The sequence below is a fragment of the Roseovarius sp. YIN77 genome, from assembly GCF_057219155.1.
This window is the reverse complement of the sequence record NZ_JBXVVI010000001.1, coordinates 42,597-60,092: the sequence shown is the minus strand read 5'-3', so window position 1 is coordinate 60,092 and position 17,496 is coordinate 42,597. Positions and strand designations below refer to the sequence as shown.

At 56.4% G+C, this 17,496-nt stretch carries 18 protein-coding genes; 6 read left to right on the top strand and 12 right to left on the bottom strand.

Annotated elements, in window-relative coordinates:
* Positions 1 to 72: 72 nt before the first annotated feature.
* Both AC2D8P_RS00305 and AC2D8P_RS00300 read left to right on the top strand, forming a co-directional pair.
* A complete protein-coding gene (locus AC2D8P_RS00305) occupies positions 73 to 1,104 on the top strand; it encodes a fatty acid desaturase (RefSeq protein ID WP_484699436.1) in 1,032 nt (343 codons plus the stop codon).
* A 174-nt stretch (positions 1,105 to 1,278) separates the two neighbouring features.
* Complete coding sequence (locus AC2D8P_RS00300; protein WP_484699435.1) at positions 1,279 to 2,070, top strand: GNAT family N-acetyltransferase; 792 nt, start codon at positions 1,279 to 1,281, stop codon at positions 2,068 to 2,070.
* 51 nt (positions 2,071 to 2,121) lie between these two features.
* On the opposite strand, the gene rpsI is transcribed toward AC2D8P_RS00300, so the two are convergent.
* From rpsI to AC2D8P_RS00285, 3 genes are all read right to left on the bottom strand, one after another.
* Positions 2,122 to 2,610 (bottom strand): 30S ribosomal protein S9, encoded by a 489-nt coding sequence (gene rpsI, locus AC2D8P_RS00295; RefSeq protein WP_484699433.1) that lies wholly within the window; start codon positions 2,608 to 2,610, stop codon positions 2,122 to 2,124.
* Between the two features lie 2 nt (positions 2,611 to 2,612).
* Positions 2,613 to 3,077: a 50S ribosomal protein L13 gene (gene rplM / locus AC2D8P_RS00290; RefSeq protein WP_484699431.1), complete on the bottom strand. Its 465-nt coding sequence runs from the start codon at positions 3,075 to 3,077 to the stop codon at positions 2,613 to 2,615.
* 156 nt (positions 3,078 to 3,233) lie between these two features.
* Positions 3,234 to 4,631 (bottom strand): aminotransferase-like domain-containing protein, encoded by a 1,398-nt coding sequence (locus AC2D8P_RS00285; protein ID WP_484699430.1) that lies wholly within the window; start codon positions 4,629 to 4,631, stop codon positions 3,234 to 3,236.
* A gap of 87 nt (positions 4,632 to 4,718) precedes the next feature.
* Here AC2D8P_RS00285 and AC2D8P_RS00280 point away from each other — a divergent pair, with 87 nt between their 5' ends.
* Positions 4,719 to 4,949, top strand: a complete 231-nt coding sequence (locus AC2D8P_RS00280) for a DUF1127 domain-containing protein (RefSeq protein ID WP_484699429.1) — start codon at positions 4,719 to 4,721, stop codon at positions 4,947 to 4,949.
* Positions 4,950 to 5,006: 57 nt separating this feature from the next.
* On the opposite strand, the gene AC2D8P_RS00275 is transcribed toward AC2D8P_RS00280, so the two are convergent.
* The 4 genes from AC2D8P_RS00275 to AC2D8P_RS00260 are packed head-to-tail and all read right to left on the bottom strand — an operon-like array spanning position 5,007 to position 8,909.
* Positions 5,007 to 5,420, bottom strand: a complete 414-nt coding sequence (locus AC2D8P_RS00275; RefSeq protein WP_484699427.1) for a PaaI family thioesterase — start codon at positions 5,418 to 5,420, stop codon at positions 5,007 to 5,009.
* A gap of 50 nt (positions 5,421 to 5,470) precedes the next feature.
* Positions 5,471 to 6,949 (bottom strand): carboxypeptidase M32, encoded by a 1,479-nt coding sequence (locus AC2D8P_RS00270; RefSeq protein WP_484699426.1) that lies wholly within the window; start codon positions 6,947 to 6,949, stop codon positions 5,471 to 5,473.
* A 1-nt stretch (position 6,950) separates the two neighbouring features.
* Positions 6,951 to 8,090, bottom strand: a complete 1,140-nt coding sequence (gene ctaA / locus AC2D8P_RS00265) for a heme A synthase (RefSeq protein ID WP_484699425.1) — start codon at positions 8,088 to 8,090, stop codon at positions 6,951 to 6,953.
* Between the two features lie 54 nt (positions 8,091 to 8,144).
* Complete coding sequence (locus AC2D8P_RS00260) at positions 8,145 to 8,909, bottom strand: RNA methyltransferase (RefSeq protein ID WP_484699423.1); 765 nt, start codon at positions 8,907 to 8,909, stop codon at positions 8,145 to 8,147.
* Between the two features lie 150 nt (positions 8,910 to 9,059).
* Between AC2D8P_RS00260 and AC2D8P_RS00255 the strand changes: the two genes are divergently transcribed.
* Entirely contained in the window at positions 9,060 to 9,683 is a 624-nt protein-coding gene (locus AC2D8P_RS00255) for a thiamine phosphate synthase (protein ID WP_484699421.1), read from the top strand.
* An 11-nt stretch (positions 9,684 to 9,694) separates the two neighbouring features.
* Here AC2D8P_RS00255 and AC2D8P_RS00250 read toward each other — a convergent pair whose 3' ends face one another.
* Positions 9,695 to 11,236: a helicase HerA-like domain-containing protein gene (locus tag AC2D8P_RS00250; RefSeq protein WP_484699420.1), complete on the bottom strand. Its 1,542-nt coding sequence runs from the start codon at positions 11,234 to 11,236 to the stop codon at positions 9,695 to 9,697.
* 410 nt (positions 11,237 to 11,646) lie between these two features.
* Here AC2D8P_RS00250 and AC2D8P_RS00245 point away from each other — a divergent pair, with 410 nt between their 5' ends.
* Complete coding sequence (locus AC2D8P_RS00245; protein ID WP_484699419.1) at positions 11,647 to 12,243, top strand: invasion associated locus B family protein; 597 nt, start codon at positions 11,647 to 11,649, stop codon at positions 12,241 to 12,243.
* Positions 12,244 to 12,312: 69 nt separating this feature from the next.
* Here the strand turns inward: AC2D8P_RS00245 and AC2D8P_RS00240 are convergent, their stop codons facing one another.
* From AC2D8P_RS00240 to AC2D8P_RS00225, 4 genes are read right to left on the bottom strand one after another with little or no spacing between them, the layout of a single operon-like run.
* The gene (locus AC2D8P_RS00240) at positions 12,313 to 13,521 is read right to left on the bottom strand and encodes a beta-ketoacyl-[acyl-carrier-protein] synthase family protein (protein ID WP_484699418.1); all 1,209 of its coding nucleotides are present in this window, start codon (positions 13,519 to 13,521) and stop codon (positions 12,313 to 12,315) included.
* Positions 13,518 to 13,784: an acyl carrier protein gene (locus tag AC2D8P_RS00235; protein ID WP_484699416.1), complete on the bottom strand. Its 267-nt coding sequence runs from the start codon at positions 13,782 to 13,784 to the stop codon at positions 13,518 to 13,520. The genes AC2D8P_RS00240 and AC2D8P_RS00235 overlap by 4 nt, the downstream gene beginning before the upstream one ends.
* A gap of 38 nt (positions 13,785 to 13,822) precedes the next feature.
* Positions 13,823 to 14,905, bottom strand: a complete 1,083-nt coding sequence (gene lpxD, locus AC2D8P_RS00230; RefSeq protein ID WP_484699415.1) for a UDP-3-O-(3-hydroxymyristoyl)glucosamine N-acyltransferase — start codon at positions 14,903 to 14,905, stop codon at positions 13,823 to 13,825.
* Between the two features lie 46 nt (positions 14,906 to 14,951).
* Positions 14,952 to 16,571, bottom strand: a complete 1,620-nt coding sequence (locus AC2D8P_RS00225) for a L,D-transpeptidase family protein (RefSeq protein WP_484699413.1) — start codon at positions 16,569 to 16,571, stop codon at positions 14,952 to 14,954.
* Between the two features lie 302 nt (positions 16,572 to 16,873).
* On the opposite strand from AC2D8P_RS00225, the gene mepK reads away from it, so the two are divergent.
* Positions 16,874 to 17,440 carry a peptidoglycan L,D-endopeptidase MepK gene (gene mepK, locus AC2D8P_RS00220; RefSeq protein ID WP_484699411.1) on the top strand — a complete coding sequence of 189 codons (567 nt, stop codon included), beginning with the start codon at positions 16,874 to 16,876 and terminating at the stop codon, positions 17,438 to 17,440.
* Positions 17,441 to 17,496: the final 56 nt, after the last annotated feature.

Sequence of the window (17,496 nt, the reverse complement as noted above, 5' to 3'; positions counted from 1 at the left end):
CCCTTCAACGTCGCGGCACGCGCTTGTGTCATGGCCCAGCATCATTGATGCCCAGATACAAGAAACGAATATATGTCCTTAGCCGAAAACATCGAAGACCTTCCCAGCGCCCGCGACTGGGTCAGAATTCTGGCGCAATACCGCGAGCCCAATCAGGCGCGCAGCACGTTTGAACTTTGCGCCAGCTTCCTGCCCCTATTGACGCTATGGGCGGCGGCGTGGTGGCTGCTGTCGGTCAGCATCTGGCTGTCCTTGGTCGTTTCAATGTTCAACGGTGCGTTTCTGGTGCGTCTCTTCATCATCCAGCACGATTGCGGCCATGGCGGATTGTTCAAAAACAAACGCGTGGGCGATTGGATCGGCCGCTGCATCGGTGTTCTGACCCTGACCCCCTATGACGTTTGGCAAAAAACCCACGCCATCCACCACGCCGCATCCGGCAATCTGGATCAGCGCGGGATTGGCGACATCTACACGTTGACAGTCGCCGAATATCAGGCCCGTTCCGGTTTGGGGCGATTGCAGTACAGAATGTACCGTCATCCACTATTTCTGTTTGGCTTTGTGCCCACCTATCTGTTTTTCCTGCAAAACCGCCTGCCCCTGGGCCTGACGCGGTCCGGCAAAAAATACTGGATCAGCGCCCTGGGCACCAACGTCGCCCTTATCGCCCTGATCAGCGGCATCACCTATTTCGGCGGCGCGGTCACGCTTTTCGCGGTCTTTGTTCCCTCCGTCATTGTCGCCGCCACGCTGGGCATGTGGCTGTTTTACGTGCAGCACCAGTTCGAAGAAACGCATTGGTCCGACGGCGATGACTGGCAAGTCCACGATGCAGCCCTTCACGGCAGCTCCCACTATATCCTGCCGCCTGTCCTGCAATGGTTCAGCGGCAATATCGGCATCCACCACGTCCACCACCTCTACAGTCGCATCCCGTTCTACCGCCTGACCGAAGTCATCCGCGACAACCCAGAGCTCGCCGACGCCCAACACCTGACCATCCGTGAAAGCCTGGCCTGCGTAAAACTGAACCTGTGGGATGAGGCACAGCAGAAACTGGTGTCGTTCAAGGATGTGGACCGGTTAAGGGTGGTGGCATAGGTCACGGGGCTACCAGGCCCCGCGTTTTGTATCGTGACCCTGCCAAACTGTTATCAATTTACTGAACTTCAAGTATACTTCCCCCAGGATCAACGCGGCTGAGTTCTCAAGGCCAGAATCCTTCAGCCGGTCGCAATTTGATCCACAAAACAATTGCGCCGCGGGGGATTCATCATGTCACTTGATCCAGACCTGATCCGCAGAATGGACATCAACATGCTCGCCTACTGGGGGGCTTACGGCAAGAATGCCTGGTCGCACTATCACGAACTGCCCGGTGCGACGCTGATTTTCACTGACATTCCACTCTTCCTGTTCAACTCCGTCAACCTGACCGAACCCAACACCCACACGTTTCAAGAGGTGTTCAAGATCGGGGCGGATTTCACCAAACGCAGCGGCATGCCGGTACTTTGGCGCGTCAGCCCCAACGCCAAAAGCCCGGCGATCAAGGAATTGATCGAGGCCGCAGGCCTTCATTTCGAGGGTGTGCAGCCTGCGATGTTGGCCGATCTGTCTAACCTCACCACTCGGCCCGACATCCCGAACTTTCAGATCACAGGATCAGATGACGCCACCCAAAACCACGGTTGGGGCAGTTTAACATGGGAAGCCTTCGGGCTCGATCCAGACGCGACCCCCGCCATGTGCAAACACGAAACCGCCATTCCCGACGGCGAGATGGCCGATCAGATTCGCTTCACCGGCCACCTGAATGGCAAACCCGTTGGTGTCAGCTCCACTGTAATGGCCGGAGAGCTCGCCGGGCTATATGCCATCGCCACCCAGCCCGAGGCGCGCAAACTCGGCATCGGTTCCGCCTTGACGCACCACGCCATGACAGAAGGCAAACGTCGCGGCGCGACACAGGTCATCTTGCAAGCCACCGAAATGGGCAGGCCGGTTTACGAGAAGCTCGGATTTAAAACCGTATTCGAGTACGACGAATACTTGCAGCTACCCTAAAACAAAAAGGCCGCCCCAAAGGCGGCCTTTTCCATAACCATATCCAGCAAGTTAACGCTTGGAGAACTGGAAGCTCCGGCGCGCTTTGCGCTTACCGTATTTCTTCCGTTCCACAACACGCGAGTCGCGGGTCAGGAAGCCAGCGGCCTTCAGCGGGGCGCGCAGGGCGGGATCGTAAAGCTGCAGAGCTTTGGAGATACCGTGTTTCACAGCACCGGCCTGACCAGACAGACCGCCGCCTTTGACGGTGGCTTGAACGTCAAACTCACCTTCAACACCAGCGATGGTGAACGGTTGCGCCAGGATCATTTGCAGAACCGGACGGGCGAAATAGGCGTTCATTTCCTTGCCGTTCACAGTGACCTTGCCGGAACCCGGCTTGATCCAGACGCGGGCAACCGCATCTTTCCGCTTACCAGTTGCATAGGAACGACCCAGATCGTCACGAACAGGCTCACGCGGGGCGGCAACTTCGGCAACAGCTTCAACGCCGTCAACGGCTGCGTTCAGCTCTTCCAGAGATTTGATTTCTTCAGCCATTGTTATGCGCTCCGTGTGTTTTTGGAGTTCATGGATTTCACATCCAGCACTTCCGGCTGTTGTGCTTCGTGCCCATGTTCGGCACCTGCATAAACGCGCAGGTTGGTCATCAGCTCACGTGACAATTTGTTGCCCGGCAGCATGCGCTTGACGGCTTGCGTCACAACGCGCTCTGGATGTGCGCCTTCCAGGATCTGGTCAGCGGTGCGTTGTTTGATGCCGCCCGGGTGGCCAGTGTGCCAGTAATAGGTTTTGTCGCTGCGCTTTTTGCCAGTCAGCTGAATTTTATCAGCGTTGATGACAATCACGTTGTCGCCCATATCCATGTGCGGTGTGAAAGTGGCCTTGTGCTTGCCGCGCAGGCGCATGGCGATGATCGATGCCAAACGGCCCAGAACAACGCCCTCGGCGTCGATCAGGATCCATTTCTTGTCGATATCCGCCGGAGTAGCGGTAAAGGTTTTCATGTGTCTTGACCCATATCTGTCAGGATTCGACGGGGATTTCCCCGACTGGTATTAGATGGGCGGGTTTTAGAGCATTCCAGCGCACAGTCAACATCGGTTTTGTTGTATTAATAGATTGTTTTCAATTACTTATAAATTAGGTATTATTTTACCCCATTAAACATCGACCATATTCGGCGGTTTACCCAGAATTTCAGACATCTTGCGCAATGCGCCCTCAAACTCCGCATCCGGTAAATCGGGGTTTAACCCGATCCGCACCGCATTTGGGGCCTGCCCGTCCGACAGCGAAAACTCATCAGCGGACTTAACCTGGATGCCCTGTGCACCACAGGCCAATACGAATGTCGACCCCCGCCAGCCATTTGGTAGTTTCAGCCAGATAAACTGCGCATCATGACGCCAGCTGATATCCCACTTTCCCAGTATATTGACCGCCTGCCTGACACGTCTGGCGATGGCTTGCTCGGCCAAACCGCGCAACCTTTCGGCCTCTCCACTGTCAATCAGACGCTGACACAGATCCAACATCGGGATCGGCAAGCCATAAAACGACGACTGGGCAGCGTTCCTCCCCGCCGCGCTTTGCCCCTTGGCACAAGCCACAAACCCAAATCGTAACGATGCTGAAACCGTTTTCGTCAGCGACGAAACATACCAGGCCCGTTCCGGGCACAAACTGCGATAGGTGGGTTTTTCCGATCGCGTCAGATGATAACAATCATCTTCGACAATCTGCAGATTGTATCTTTGGGCCAGACCAGCAATTTCAGCCCGGCGTCGGTCAGTGGTGCAGATCGTCGTCGGGCTGTGCACCTCGGCAGAGGTCAGCAACACCTGCCCCCCGGTTTTTTTCAGAACATCCTCCAACCGGTCGGGGCGTATCCCATCCTGATCCATTTCCACGCCAATCACCCGGGCGCGCAACAACCGCCCCGCATGGCGAATACCGGGATAGCCCAACTCCTCTGTCAGTATAATCGGGGCGGGACCATATAGGATGGCCTGTAGCGCCAGAATAACGGAATGCTGCGCCCCTAGCCCCAAAACAATGTCGTCACCCGTAATTCTTCCGGCACGGTTTTGCCCAATCCAGCGCACGACAGCCTCTCGGGCGGAATGATCCAGCTTAGGTGTCGTGCAATCGATCAGGTTGTTTGTGCTTTCTTTAGCCACCTCAATCATCAGATTCCGCAACACCGGCTCTTGACCAACATTAGGCACGCGCACACCGCGAAACTGCAGGTCCTCGCTTTGACCGGGAGAGATCAAGGGCGGGGTGGTGTCGATCCTTTCTGATCGCTTGCCGTCAGAAACAAACGTGCCCCGACCTACCGTGGTTACCAGCAATCCCTCTTCGACCGCCATTTTATAGGCCCGCGCGACGGTGCCCGGCGTGATCTGCAACTGCCACGCCAATTCCCGGACCGGTGGCAGACGTGTGCCTGCTACCAACTCCCCGGATCGGATTGCAACACGGAGAGATTGTATCAATACAATGTACTTTGCTTCGCTGGTATTTTCAAAGCTTGGCGGCCAAATTGTATCAGTCACAATGTTTTCCTGTTCATATACACTCCGCTTTTGTATCAAGGTGATATCAGATCATTCACATTGTATCAATACAAATTGGAGATTCCCATGGTACAATCAGCAAACCGAGGCCTGCACTACCTCTTCCAAATGCAAAATCAACCTCTTCCGGTTATTGCAGAGTGGGCAATTGAATTTGCTGTGATTGTTGCGAAATGGGACAGACGCGCGCGAACCCGCAAGGCGCTTGCCCGGCTGGATCGCACGCGTCTGGCAGATATCGACGTATCCCCGCAACAGGCGGATGCCGAAATCGCCAAGAGATTTTGGCAGGAATAGTGCGCAACTCATCCACGGGTTGGCCGGTATGATCCCGGCCCTTCCACGTTTCGGATATCAATTTGATTTTGGCGGGATCGAATAGGTCAGGCTTGCCCGTGCCACGGGTGCCTCCTGCCCGTCGGAATAGATCAGCACATCGCCAACGGCCAGCACCTTGCCCAGCTTCAAAATCCGCGCCTCTGCCCGCAGGGGCTGACCGGCGGCCGGTTTGCGCATGAAATCGATGGAACAATTCGTGGTGACCGTCAGCGCCTCTGGTCCGATCCGGGATAGTATCGCCAAATAGAATGCCACATCGGCAAGCCCGAACAAAGACGGCCCGGACAGTGTCCCACCTGGGCGCAGGTCAGAGTCATCCGGCGTTGCAATCAGGGCCACCCCCGCATCCGTCACATCGGCAACGTGATACTTCCCTACCACTTGCGGGAACTGCTCCTTAAGAAACGTGTTTAGGTCATCTGTGTTCACCTTAGCACCTCAAATCCCCACAGTCGTAATACCGACAAAATACCGACGCGTTACAGCCTGTAGATTTCGCTGAATTTCGCCTCCAGATAGCTCAGCAGCGGCGCCTCACTTGGCGCAAATCCACAGGCCCGTTCAATCACGTCTTGCGGCTCATACAACCCACCATGGACCTGCACATTGTCGAGCAGCCATTCTGTCGCGGGTGATGTATCACCCTGCGCCAACGCGTCATCCAGATTGGGAACCGCGGCCCGCATCGCCTGGTTCAAACAGCCCGCATAAACATTACCCAGGCTATACGTCGGGAAATATCCGAACAATCCGACAGACCAGTGCACATCCTGCAAACAGCCGTTTGACGGCTTGTCCACCGCCACGCCGAAATCCGATAAAAATCTTTTATTCCAAGCAGATGGAAGGTCATCCACATCCAGCGCACCGGACACCAGATCGCGTTCCAGATCATAGCGCAGCATCACATGCAGGTTATATTGCAGCTCGTCCGCCTCTGTCCGGATATAGCCCGGTGCGACCCGGTTGACTGTGCCGTAAAACGCATCGGCATCTGCCACACCGAAATCCCCGAACTCCGCCTGCATCCGTTTGAACAGCCGCCCGGTAAAGGCACGCCCGCGCCCGATCTGATTCTCATAAATCCGGCTCTGGCTTTCATGCACGCCCATCGACACGCCTTGGCCCAGCGGCGTTAACGCATAGGCCGCGTCAATTCCCTGCTCATAACAAGCATGACCAACCTCATGAATTGTCGAATAAAAACAATTGAATGGATCATTCTCAGCTGTCCGAGTCGTGATCCGAACATCCGTCCCGGACCCCGATGAAAACGGGTGCACCGCCTTATCCAGCCGCCCGCGGTCAAAGTCATAGCCAAAGGTCCGGGCCAGTTCGCGCCCCATGCGTATCTGCGCCGCTTCATCAAAATGGCCATCCAGCGGCGCAGGCGATACCGACGATCCCTTTACCCGATCCAACAGCGACACCAAACCGGGGCGCATCGCATTGAAAATACGAGTAATATCCGCCGCTGTGGTTCCGGGTTCGTAATCATGCAACAGCGCATCATACCGATCCCCGCCATCGGCAATTGCATCCCCCTCTTCCTGACGCAGCGACAGAACTGTTTTCAAAACCGGGGCAAAGGCAGCGAAATCCTCATTCGCCCGTGCCTGGGCCCAAACACCCTGTGCAAGGCTGGTTTCCCGCGCCAATGCCGCCGCCAAGTCGGCGGGCACCTTGGCATTACGCGCATGATCTCGCCGGATGTGGCGCAGCGTCGCCTGCCCGATTTGATCGAGCCCAGTATCGTCAATCGCCGTCAACCAATCGCCAAGCCTCGGATCCGTCCGGCGGGCATGCAAAACACCCTCCAACACGGCCATTTCCTCTGCCCGTTGCCCTGCGGCCCCTTTCGGCATCATGGTTTCCTGATCCCAGCCCAGTCGCCCGGCAATCTGTGACAGCGCCTCAGTTTCTTTCTGAAACGCGATCAGCTCTTCATAGGCACCCATATCAGCCTCTTATGCTTTGAACTGTTGGATATTGCGCTGCGAACCGCGCCCGTATGATCAGCACAAAGGTTATAACCGCGCCAATCTGATGCAGGATCGCAATATGCCAGGGTGAGGCATGCAGCACCGTCACGATCCCCAACAACATCTGCAAAACCAACATGGCAAAGGCCGCGGTAAACGCACCTTTGGTCGCCACATTCCCGCTGCCGCGACTACGACGCCACACGATGAAACCAAAGATGATCAGTAAATACCCCGCCAATCGGTGGATGAACTGCACAGTCGCGGGGTTTTCAAAGAAATTCACCCAAACCGGACTGTCCGAAAACATCCCATCCGGGATCACCTGCCCGGCCATCAATGGCCAATCGATATAGCCGCGCCCTGCATCAATCCCGGCCACCAGCGCGCCCAGAAGGATTTGCAGGAACGCGAAATGCATCAGGCCGGTGCCCATCGAGAAAAGCTTTGCCTCCCTGCCCCGTCGGGCCTGCATCAACGCGGCCTCGCTGCGCGATAGCTGCATCACAAGCCACGTGATCAGCCCCAGGATAACGAATGCCAGTCCCAGATGGATTGCCAACCGATAAGAGGCCACATCAACCATCCGGCCTGTCAGGCCAGAACTGACCATCCACCAGCCGATCGCGCCCTGCACCCCGCCCAGAACGCCCAAACCAAACAACCGCCCGGTCCAGCCCGTAGGAATACGTTTTGTGAGCCAGAAGAAAACAAAACCGGCCGCCCAAACGAGGCCGATCACCCGGCCCAGCTGTCGGTGCCCCCACTCCCACCAGAAAATTGACTTGAACTCTGCCAACGTCATCTGGCTGTTTTGCAACTGAAACTCGGGGATTTGCTGGTATTTTTCGAACTCCACCTGCCAATCATCCACAGACATTGGGGGCAGCGCACCGGTCACTGGCTTCCATTCCGTGATCGACAGGCCGGAATCCGTCAGGCGCGTCAGCCCACCGACCACAATCATCAGGGCAACCAAGGCAAAGATTACCATCAACCACCCCCGGATAGCCGACCGCGCGCCCTTATGCGCCTTGTCAATCATCCCGCCCGCAGGCTTTGGCGCGTCGGTTTTCTCTGCCCCGACATCCTCGAAAATGCTGCGCTTTTGGCTCATGTTCTGCCCTCCGTCATCGGCGCCAAACTACGGTGCGCCTGCCGGGGGCGCAAGTCAGTCTGAACGCTCTTTCCAACGCACCATTTGCCGCAGCATTCCATGAAATGTCTGCACATCCGCCCGCGTCAGCGGCATCCGCGACCACATGTTGCGCAGATTGGTTTTCATGTTCTCGGCCTTGGCTTCTGGAAAGAAGAACCCGGCAGTCTCCAAACGTTCCTCAAAATGATCGCCCAGCTTTTCAATCTCGATCGATTCCGCAAATTCTGTACCGGCCAATTCGGTGACCATTGCCGGGGTCTGATCGCCCTGACGTCGCCATTCATAGGACGTCAGCAACACGCATTGCCCCAAGTTCAGTGATGCAAAACTTGGGTTCACCGGGACAGAGATAATCGCATTGGCACGAGAGATATCTTCGTTCTCCAGCCCCGCGCGTTCCGGGCCGAACAACACGCCGACCTTTTGGCCCTTCGCAATCATTTCGCGGGCCAGCGCCATGGCTGCTTCGGGCGTATAGACAGGCTTGGTCATGCCACGCTGGCGCGCCGTGGTGGCAAAGACATAGGTGCAATCAGAAATCGCCGCCGGCAGGTCGTCATAAAGCCCGGCCTCATCCAGCAACCGCCCTGCGCCCGCTGCCATGGTTACGGCCTTTTGGTTGGGCCAGCCATCGCGTGGGGCGACGATCCGCATCCGGTCCAACCCGAAATTCCACATCGCCCGGGCGGCAGCACCGATATTTTCCCCCATCTGCGGGCGCACAAGGATCATCGCCGGTTGCGGCCCCTGCCATTCCTGATCGGTCTGTTCAGCCATTTTGCCCTCTGATCTGATGTCGCGGCGTGATACGTCCCAGCCGCCGCCAACGCAAGAAGCCTTCAATCATCGCCTCTGGTGTCGCGGAAACATAGCCAAGCGTGAAAATCCCCGCTATAGGGGCGGAAATCTGATTCAAGGACGATCCCAATGGCAGAGATTGAACAGCCGCAGCTTTATCTGATCACCCCGCCAGAGATCGAACCCTCCCGGTTTCCCGATCAGCTGTCCCAGGTGTTGGATACCGCAGACATTGCCTGTGTGCGACTGGCGCTTTCCACTCATGACGAAGACCGCATCGCCCGCGCTGCTGATCTGGTACGCGAGATTTGCCATTCCCGCGATATTGCGCTGGTTATCGACAGTCACGTTCTGATGGTCGAACGGCTGGGGCTGGACGGTGTGCATCTGTCCGATGGCAGCCGTTCCGTGCGCAAGGTGCGCAAGGATCTGGGTGCCGACGCCATTGTTGGGGCGTTTTGCGGGACCTCCAGCCATGATGGCATGACCGCTGGTGAGGCAGGCGCCGATTACATCTGCTTCGGTCCCGTCGGCACCACGCCTCTTGGTGATGGCAGCAGGGCAGAGGCAGATCTCTTTCAATGGTGGTCCGAAATGATCGAGGTCCCTGTGGTGGCAGAGGGCGCTTTGGATGAAGACCTGATCAGAACCCTATCCCCCTTCACCGACTTCTTTGGCATCGGAGAAGAGATTTGGGGAACTGACAATCCCGCCCAGCGCCTGTCACAACTGATCGCCGCGATAAATGCCTGATCAGGGCGGGCTCAGCGCCCTTTGAACAGGCTGCCCAAAATACCGCGCACGATGCGTCGGCCAGTGGTGCCCTTCAGTTCCTTGATCACGGCACTGCCAATGGCTTCGCCTATCCCGCCAGAGCTTCTGGATCGTCGTGATGTCGACCGCCCGACACGCGTGCCAGAATAGCGCCGACCGGCTCGATACTCTCGCTCTGCAGCCGCGGCCTCTTCCTCGCGCTGCTCGGCCAATTCGGCCTCTTTCGCGGCATTCTCGGCCCGTTTGGTCAGTTGTTCAAAGGCACTGTCCCGATCCAACACCGTTTCGTATTTTCCTGCGATTGGTGAGGCCGCAATCAAGGCGCGGCGTGCCTCTGCCGATATTGGCCCAAGTTTCGATGATGGAGGCCGTATCAGCGTCCGCTCCACGATCCCCGGTACGCCTTTTTTGAGCAGAAAGGAGGTCACCGCCTCTCCCACGCCGACTTCCTTGATCGCATCCTCTGTACTGAACCGTGGATTGTCGCGATAGGTTTGCGCTGCCAACCTCAGGGCCTTTTGATCTCGCGCGGTAAAGGCGCGCAGCGCATGCTGCACCCGGTTGCCCAGCTGGCCCAGAATATCCTCTGGTACGTCTGCCGGGTTCTGGGTGATGAAATAAATCCCCACACCTTTGGACCGGATCAACCGCGCCACCTGTTCGACCTTGTCAATCAGTGCCTTAGGCGCGTCATCAAACAGCAAATGCGCCTCGTCAAAGAAAAAGACCAGTTTGGGTTTGTCCGGATCGCCCACCTCTGGCAGTTCCTCAAAGAGTTCCGACAGCAGCCACAATAGGAAGGTCGCATATAAACGTGGCGACCCCATCAACACATCCGCGGCCAACACATTAATCCGACCGCGCCCATCGATATCGGTGCGCATGATATCCGACAGCTCCAGCGCTGGCTCCCCAAACAGATTGGACCCGCCTTGATTTTCCAACACCAAAAGCGCCCGCTGGATGGCCCCGACAGACGCCCGCGAAACATTGCCATAGCGTATAGATAAATCTGCCCCGTTTTCCCCAACCCAGTTCAGCATCGCCTGCAAATCTTGCAGATCCAACAGCGGCAGGCCCTCCTCATCCGCCACACGAAAGGCGATGTTCAGCACCCCTTCCTGCGCGTCGGTCAGATCCAGCAAGCGAGACAACAATAGCGGCCCCATCTCAGCCACCGTGGTGCGGATCGGGTGACCCTGTTTGCCAAACAGGTCCCAGAACGTGACAGGGAATGATTGATAGGTGTAGTCCTCAAATCCGATCGTCTGCGCACGCTCTGTGAACGCGCCATGTAGCTTGAATGCCTCTGACCCGGCTTCCCCCAACCCGGACAGGTCGCCTTTGACATCTGACAGAAACACCGGAACACCATTTGCCGAAAAACTCTCTGCCAGAATTTGCAACGTCACGGTTTTGCCCGTTCCGGTCGCCCCGGCCACCAGCCCATGCCGGTTTGCGTATTTCAACAACAGGTTCTGTTTTTCATCGTAGCCTTCGCCGCCACCCCCTACAAAGATGCCATCTTGCATCGCACTCTTCCCTCTGCCTGCACCACGTTTGCAATGACAATACAGTCTTAATCTCTTTGCGCCAGCCTGTCAGGGTTCCGGCAGCGCGTTTGAGCAATCCGGAACGATCCTCCCTGTTGAACTGGCCGCATTTCACGATGCGGTCATTTTTCATCGTGAGGTTGAGAATAAAAATTCAGATTCACTGTTGACCAAAAACAAGCTTCGCCGTAACGTCCGTTTCATATATAAGTCGGCCAGTCCGACAGGGAGAGAAAATCAGGAAAAAGGGCCACCACTCAGGCCCTTTTTCCATGTTTAATCAAACGCTTCCGATTTTGTAAGCAAGACTCAGCCACATCTTTGTTTTGGAACTGACATCCAAGTTTCGAAATGCTAAGCCATCCGCGAATGAAGGAATCTTTGGGCTTATGAATATCATTTTGAAATCGGTTGCATTTTTGGGCGTGCTGGCCATGGCGGCACCCGCCATTGCACAAGACACCACTGGGGCTGAAAACACAGCCGAACAAACAACGGATACCTCTGACGTAAATCTGGTACCCTTGGAATTGGGGCAAATCTATCAGCGTGAAACCCATGGCGATTGGGTGATCGAATGCGTCAGCACCGCAACCCCCGCCAATGACCCGTGTGAAATGGTTCAGATCCTGACTGATGATGGCACCAACAATGTCGCGAGAATTTCGGTCAGTGCATTGACCGGCAAACAGGCAGACGCACCGCCGGCAGGCGTTCGCATCACCGCGCCATTGATGACCCTTTTGCCTGCAGGGATCGGCCTTTCGATTGATGACGGTCCAACCCGGACATTACCGTTCTTTGCCTGCAATGCAGCCGGTTGTTTTACCGAATTTGGCCTGTCTGAGACGGATGTCGATGCCCTGCGCAAAGGAGCCGCTGGCAGGGTCAGCCTGCGACCCGCCGCAGCCCCCGATCAGCTGGTAGAGGCCAAATTGTCCCTGATCGGCTTTACCGCTGCCTTGGCATCGCTAACAGGCGAATAAATCGTCCTGCCCTAAATAACGCAACGCCGCCTACGGGCGGCGTTTTTGTTGGTCCGGATGGTTGTTGAGTCAGATTTTCCGCAACGCCAAGACCGCATTCAGCCCCCCAAAGGCAAAGGCGTTGGACAGGGCGACATCAACAGTTGCTTCTCGTGCCACATTGGGCACCACATCCAGCGCGCATTCGGGATCCGCTTCTTCATAACCAATCGTCGGCGCCACCACGCCGTCGCGGATGGCCATGATGCAGGCCAACAGTTCGACCGCGCCAGTGCCGCCAATCAGGTGGCCGTGCATGGATTTCGTGGACGATACCATCAGATCATCCGCATGCGGCCCAAACACATCGGCAATCGCTGCACATTCGGTCTTGTCATTGGCCGCCGTCCCAGTGCCATGCGCATTGATATAGGCCACATCTTCGCGGTTCAGCCCGGCATCCTGCAGCGCACCGGAAATCGCGCGCGCGGCCCCCTTTTTGGACGGCATGACAATGTCAGACGCGTCAGAGGTCATGGCAAAGCCAATCACTTCGGCTAGGATATCCGCGCCACGATTTTTCGCATGCTCATAATCCTCAAACACAAACACAGCGGCGCCTTCACCCTGTACCATCCCGTCCCGGCCCAGCGAAAAGGGCCGGCAGGCAGATCGGCTCATGACGCGTAGACCCTCCCACGCCTTCACACCGCCAAAACACAGCATGGATTCCGATCCACCCGTCAGCATCACATCGGTCATGCCAGATCGGACCAACTGAAATGCCTGCCCCATCGCGTGGTTTGACGACGCACAAGCGGTGGCCACGGTAAAGCTCGGCCCCTGCAGGTTATAGGTCATCGACACATGGCTGGTGGCGGCGTTGTTCATCAGCTTGGGCACTACAAAGGGATGCACCCGGTTCTTGCCCTCTTCATAGACAGTACGATAATTCTCATCCTGGGTGTTCATGCCGCCCCCGGCAGTCCCCAGAACCACACCAGAGCGTTGCGCCAATCCGTTGCCAAATGTCAGGCCCGATTGCCCAATGGCCTCTGCCGCCGCCAGCATCGTGAACTGCGTGTAGCGGTCATAGAGTGCGATTTGCTGCCGGTTGAAGTGACTGGCTGGGTCAAAGCCCTTGACCTGCGCGCCGATATTGATCGACAGACGCTCTACATCCCGAAATTCAAGCGTGCCGATGCCACAACGCCCTTCGCGCAAAGCCTCGCAAGTCTCTGCAACATTCCGGCCAAGGGCGTTGATCGTCCCCTGCCCGGTGATGACGACCCGCCTCATGCGGCTTTGGCAGCGATCAGTTGTTTGACCGCCGTGACAATCGAGGCAACTGACGAGATATCAAAAGCGCCCTCGGACGGATCATTGGCGTTGAACGGCACCTGAATATCGAAACTCTCTTCAATGGCGAAAATACTTTCGACCAATCCCAGACTGTCGATCCCCAGATCCTCTAACGTAGAGGCTGCGGTCACGTCAGATGGGTCCAACACCGCCTGCTCGGCAATGATTTTGATGATGCGCTGCTCAATATCGTCGGTCATGGCCAATCCAAATCCTTTTCCATTAGGACTTAGGCATTCTATCTGGGTTTTGAAACAGATTTTTGAAGATCCGCAAATTGACGTAACAGTCGCGGCAACCGTCTCAAAGCCTTTTGCATTTCCACGTGCGAGTCCATCTTGACCGCCGGAGAGCCCAATAAAACACGACCCGCAGGCGCATTGGTGAATATTTTGGTCGCCCCACCGGCCACCACATCATCACCAATGAAAATGTTATCGCTGGCACCACATTGGCCGCCCATGACCACGCGATTGCCAATTCGAGTTGATCCCGCGATGCCCACTTGTCCACATAACAGGCAATCCTCGCCCACCACCACGTTATGACCGATATGAACCTGGTTATCGAGCTTTGTCCCGCGCCCGATACGGGTATTGCGGATCGTACCCTTGTCAATTGTCACATTGGCTCCGGTTTCCACGTCATCGGCGATTTCCACCGCGCCGAGCGAATGAATGCGGGTCCAGCTTTGTGCCGCGATATCACCTTGGTCGCCCAGAGTTTCACGGGCCCGCTCCACCCCGGATTTTTCTGGTGTGACAAAGGAAAACCCATCAGATCCAATCACCCCGCCCGGCTGGGCAATGAACCTGTCGCCGATCTGCACGTTCGATCCAATCCTCACGCCCGCATGGATCAGCGCGTCATCGCCAATCCGGGCATTGTCGCCAATCGACACATGTGCAGCAATCACCGCATTGGCCCCGATCCTGACATTCCGCCCGATCACCACATATGGCCCAATGGCCGCGCCATCGCCTATCTCTGCGCCGTCAGCAACCACCGTGGTTGAATGTATGCCAGGGTCTACCCCCGGCCCCGCATCCAACAGACGTGTCAGTCCCGACATCGCGTAACGTGACCGGCCCACGAAAATCGCGGCCTCCAGCCCCAATGCCTGCCAATCGGCCCCTGACCAAAGGATGGCAGCCCGCGCCTGCCCTTCGGCCAGCCCGTCAGCATATTTGGGGTCCATCGCCAACGCCAAATCCGATGCGCCAGCGCTGGCGGGTTCTGCAGCACCGCTTACGTTCAGCGCGACAGCACCAACCGCCTCGCCCCCGATAGCCTGCGCTATTTCTGCTATGGTAAAGCCCATGTCTTCCTCAATGGAACCTGGGCAATTCCACCCATTGCCTGAATACTTAGCTGCGAAGCGCCCGCAATTCCACCCCGGCGTCCCGTAAGGCGCGCCAAATCTTGGCATCACGACCATAGATATCGCGGCGGAAATTGAAATTGCCCTGCGGATTGCCAAAGGCCGTGCGATAAATCAGGTGCACAGGAACGTTCTGTCTCAGATCAACAACATTCTCTTTGCCGGTGTTCAGCCGCTGATGAAAAAAGGACTGCGGGTTGGACACCTGTTTTGCCAATAGTGCATAGGCAAATTCAAACGGATCATTCAGACGAATACAGCCATGGGAAAAGGCCCGAACCTCCCGCGCGAACAGATGATCGGCTGGCGTGTCATGCAGGTAAATATTGTGCCGGTTCGGGAACATAAACTTCACCAACCCCAAGGCGTTGCCCCGAGAGGGCGGCTCTTTCAGATCAAACGGGAAGTTTTCCTCGTCAAATTGTGTGAAATCAACAGCGTCGCGGCTCACAATCTGCCCTGCTTCTGAAATTACGTTCAGATGCCGGACAGAATTTGGGTCCTCTTGCAACATCGGCAGGTATTCTTTGACAGCGATAGAGCGCGGGACATTCCAGGTCGGGTTGATCACCATATGTTCCATCATGTCGGAAAATTCCGGCGAACGGCGATCTTCATCATTTGCCCCAACGACCGAACGGGTCTGGAACGTGACGCGCCCGTTATCAACAATTTTGGCCGTGAAATCTGTCAGGTTCACCAGAATGTGGCGCTCCCCCCGATCCCGTGCCAACCAGCGTTCACGCTCCATCGCCACAATGATGGATGCGATACGGTTCTCGACCGATTTGTTGATTTCGCCCAGCGTCCCCGGCCCAACGACCCCATCGGTGGCCAAGCCATGATCACCCTGAAACTGTTGAACAGCCGCCAATAGGCGCTCGTCAAACACGGCGGAGGAATTGCGCTTCAGATACCCCATCCGCACCATTCGATCACGCAGCGCGACAACACGCGGTCCCTGCGCCCCAATCTCCATTTTCGACGAACCGGGAACCTCTGCCCCCCAGCCGCCTTGCCCCAGCAATCGTTCCAACCGCTGCTTTTCCGTCAGCAGCATGGAATATTCGGCCGTATTGGGCACAAGCCCGCGAAACACCGGCTGTGCCCGACGGTTGGTGGCCACCAGTTCCATCAGGTCCATTGGGTTATGACGCGCAGCCCGACGCGCGATCCCTTCATCGATGCGGGAAGGGTTTTCGATAATTCCGGTACTTAGGTCACGGACGAAATCCAGGTAAAGGCGGCTCAGCTGAACCTCAACCTCCCCACGTTCGCGATGCGTCTTGGCCCCGTCCAACAATGCCAACACGTCATCGGCATTATACAGGCTCGATGGCAATCCATGATCGCCTGCGGATCTTAACGCGGAAATCAAATCCCCCCGGCGCCGGCGATCATCCCGACCCGTCCAGACAGAGTCGTAACCCGTTGATTTATAGAACTCCGCCAAGGTCGCATCCCGGGCGGATGCTTCTGCAACAGATTGCATAAACGCGGTCTGTTCAGCCTGAACCGGCGTTGCAAAATTCCCGGCGAGCAGAGCGGTACATACCGATACCCCCAACAGCCCCCGTTTCCACCCAAGCGCTGTACTAAAAACCATTATCAACTCCGTACACGAATATGAATTCTTTCTCAGTTATCAGAAATGTAACGGTCACTGTCCAATCACAATCAGATCATGACGAAAACAACTGAAAACTGTGCGCTGGATACAACGAAATCGGCGTGATCAAATTCAAGGGGAAAAATCAGCAAGTTTTTGCCTAAACTTGCGGCAATAACAGTATTTTGGCGATAATACTTGGTTCACCCGAAACATTGTGTAATAAAACCCGCACATCTGGGGATGTAACAACTCTCCGCTGGCAGGCGGTATACAGGCTACGGGACAGACGCAAACCTATGGATCGGACTTCTACGAACCTGACTAGGCGTGGGCTATTGACGGCGTTCGCGGCAACTGCCGTTGCGTCAGCACCCACCTTTTCAAAGGCTGCAGGCTTTTTGCGTGGCGCTGGCGACATCCGCCAAATCCGTATGTATTCCGGTCGTACAGGCGAGGCGATCAATACCATCTATTGGATTGATGGCGATTATATTCCCGAGGCGATGAGCGAGATCAATTATTTCATGCGCGATTGGCGCCGCAATGAAACCACGCGGATTGATGCGCGCGCCATCGACATCATGGCGGCCTCTCATCGGTTGTTGGATGTTGATGAACCCTACACGATGCTATCGGGGTATCGCAGTCCGCAAACCAACGCCATGCTCAGACGAAACTCTAGCCGCGTCGCCCGCAATTCCCTGCACATGGAAGGCAAGGCCGCCGACCTGCGTCTGCGGTCCCGCAATGTTGGCCAGATCTACCGCGCCGCAGTGTCCTGTCATGCAGGTGGTGTTGGCAAGTACTCCAGATCAAACTTCGTCCATATGGATTGCGGCGATATCCGCCAGTGGGGCGGTTAAACAACCCAACCAACACAGAACCAAACGAGGGCACTTCAGGTGCCCTTTTTCTTGAC

What these genes read in the sequence shown, in the direction of transcription:
- AC2D8P_RS00305 (WP_484699436.1), top strand. Translation starts at nt 73, where the DNA reads ATGTCCTTAGCCGAAAACATCGAAGACCTTCCCAGCGCCCGCGACTGG.
- AC2D8P_RS00300 (WP_484699435.1), top strand. Translation starts at nt 1,279, where the DNA reads ATGTCACTTGATCCAGACCTGATCCGCAGAATGGACATCAACATGCTC.
- rpsI (WP_484699433.1), bottom strand. Translation starts at nt 2,610, where the DNA reads ATGGCTGAAGAAATCAAATCTCTGGAAGAGCTGAACGCAGCCGTTGAC.
- rplM (WP_484699431.1), bottom strand. Translation starts at nt 3,077, where the DNA reads ATGAAAACCTTTACCGCTACTCCGGCGGATATCGACAAGAAATGGATC.
- AC2D8P_RS00280 (WP_484699429.1), top strand. Translation starts at nt 4,719, where the DNA reads ATGGTACAATCAGCAAACCGAGGCCTGCACTACCTCTTCCAAATGCAA.
- AC2D8P_RS00270 (WP_484699426.1), bottom strand. Translation starts at nt 6,949, where the DNA reads ATGGGTGCCTATGAAGAGCTGATCGCGTTTCAGAAAGAAACTGAGGCG.
- ctaA (WP_484699425.1), bottom strand. Translation starts at nt 8,090, where the DNA reads ATGAGCCAAAAGCGCAGCATTTTCGAGGATGTCGGGGCAGAGAAAACC.
- AC2D8P_RS00260 (WP_484699423.1), bottom strand. Translation starts at nt 8,909, where the DNA reads ATGGCTGAACAGACCGATCAGGAATGGCAGGGGCCGCAACCGGCGATG.
- AC2D8P_RS00255 (WP_484699421.1), top strand. Translation starts at nt 9,060, where the DNA reads ATGGCAGAGATTGAACAGCCGCAGCTTTATCTGATCACCCCGCCAGAG.
- AC2D8P_RS00250 (WP_484699420.1), bottom strand. Translation starts at nt 11,236, where the DNA reads ATGCAAGATGGCATCTTTGTAGGGGGTGGCGGCGAAGGCTACGATGAA.
- AC2D8P_RS00245 (WP_484699419.1), top strand. Translation starts at nt 11,647, where the DNA reads ATGAATATCATTTTGAAATCGGTTGCATTTTTGGGCGTGCTGGCCATG.
- AC2D8P_RS00240 (WP_484699418.1), bottom strand. Translation starts at nt 13,521, where the DNA reads ATGAGGCGGGTCGTCATCACCGGGCAGGGGACGATCAACGCCCTTGGC.
- AC2D8P_RS00235 (WP_484699416.1), bottom strand. Translation starts at nt 13,784, where the DNA reads ATGACCGACGATATTGAGCAGCGCATCATCAAAATCATTGCCGAGCAG.
- lpxD (WP_484699415.1), bottom strand. Translation starts at nt 14,905, where the DNA reads ATGGGCTTTACCATAGCAGAAATAGCGCAGGCTATCGGGGGCGAGGCG.
- AC2D8P_RS00225 (WP_484699413.1), bottom strand. Translation starts at nt 16,571, where the DNA reads ATGGTTTTTAGTACAGCGCTTGGGTGGAAACGGGGGCTGTTGGGGGTA.
- mepK (WP_484699411.1), top strand. Translation starts at nt 16,874, where the DNA reads ATGGATCGGACTTCTACGAACCTGACTAGGCGTGGGCTATTGACGGCG.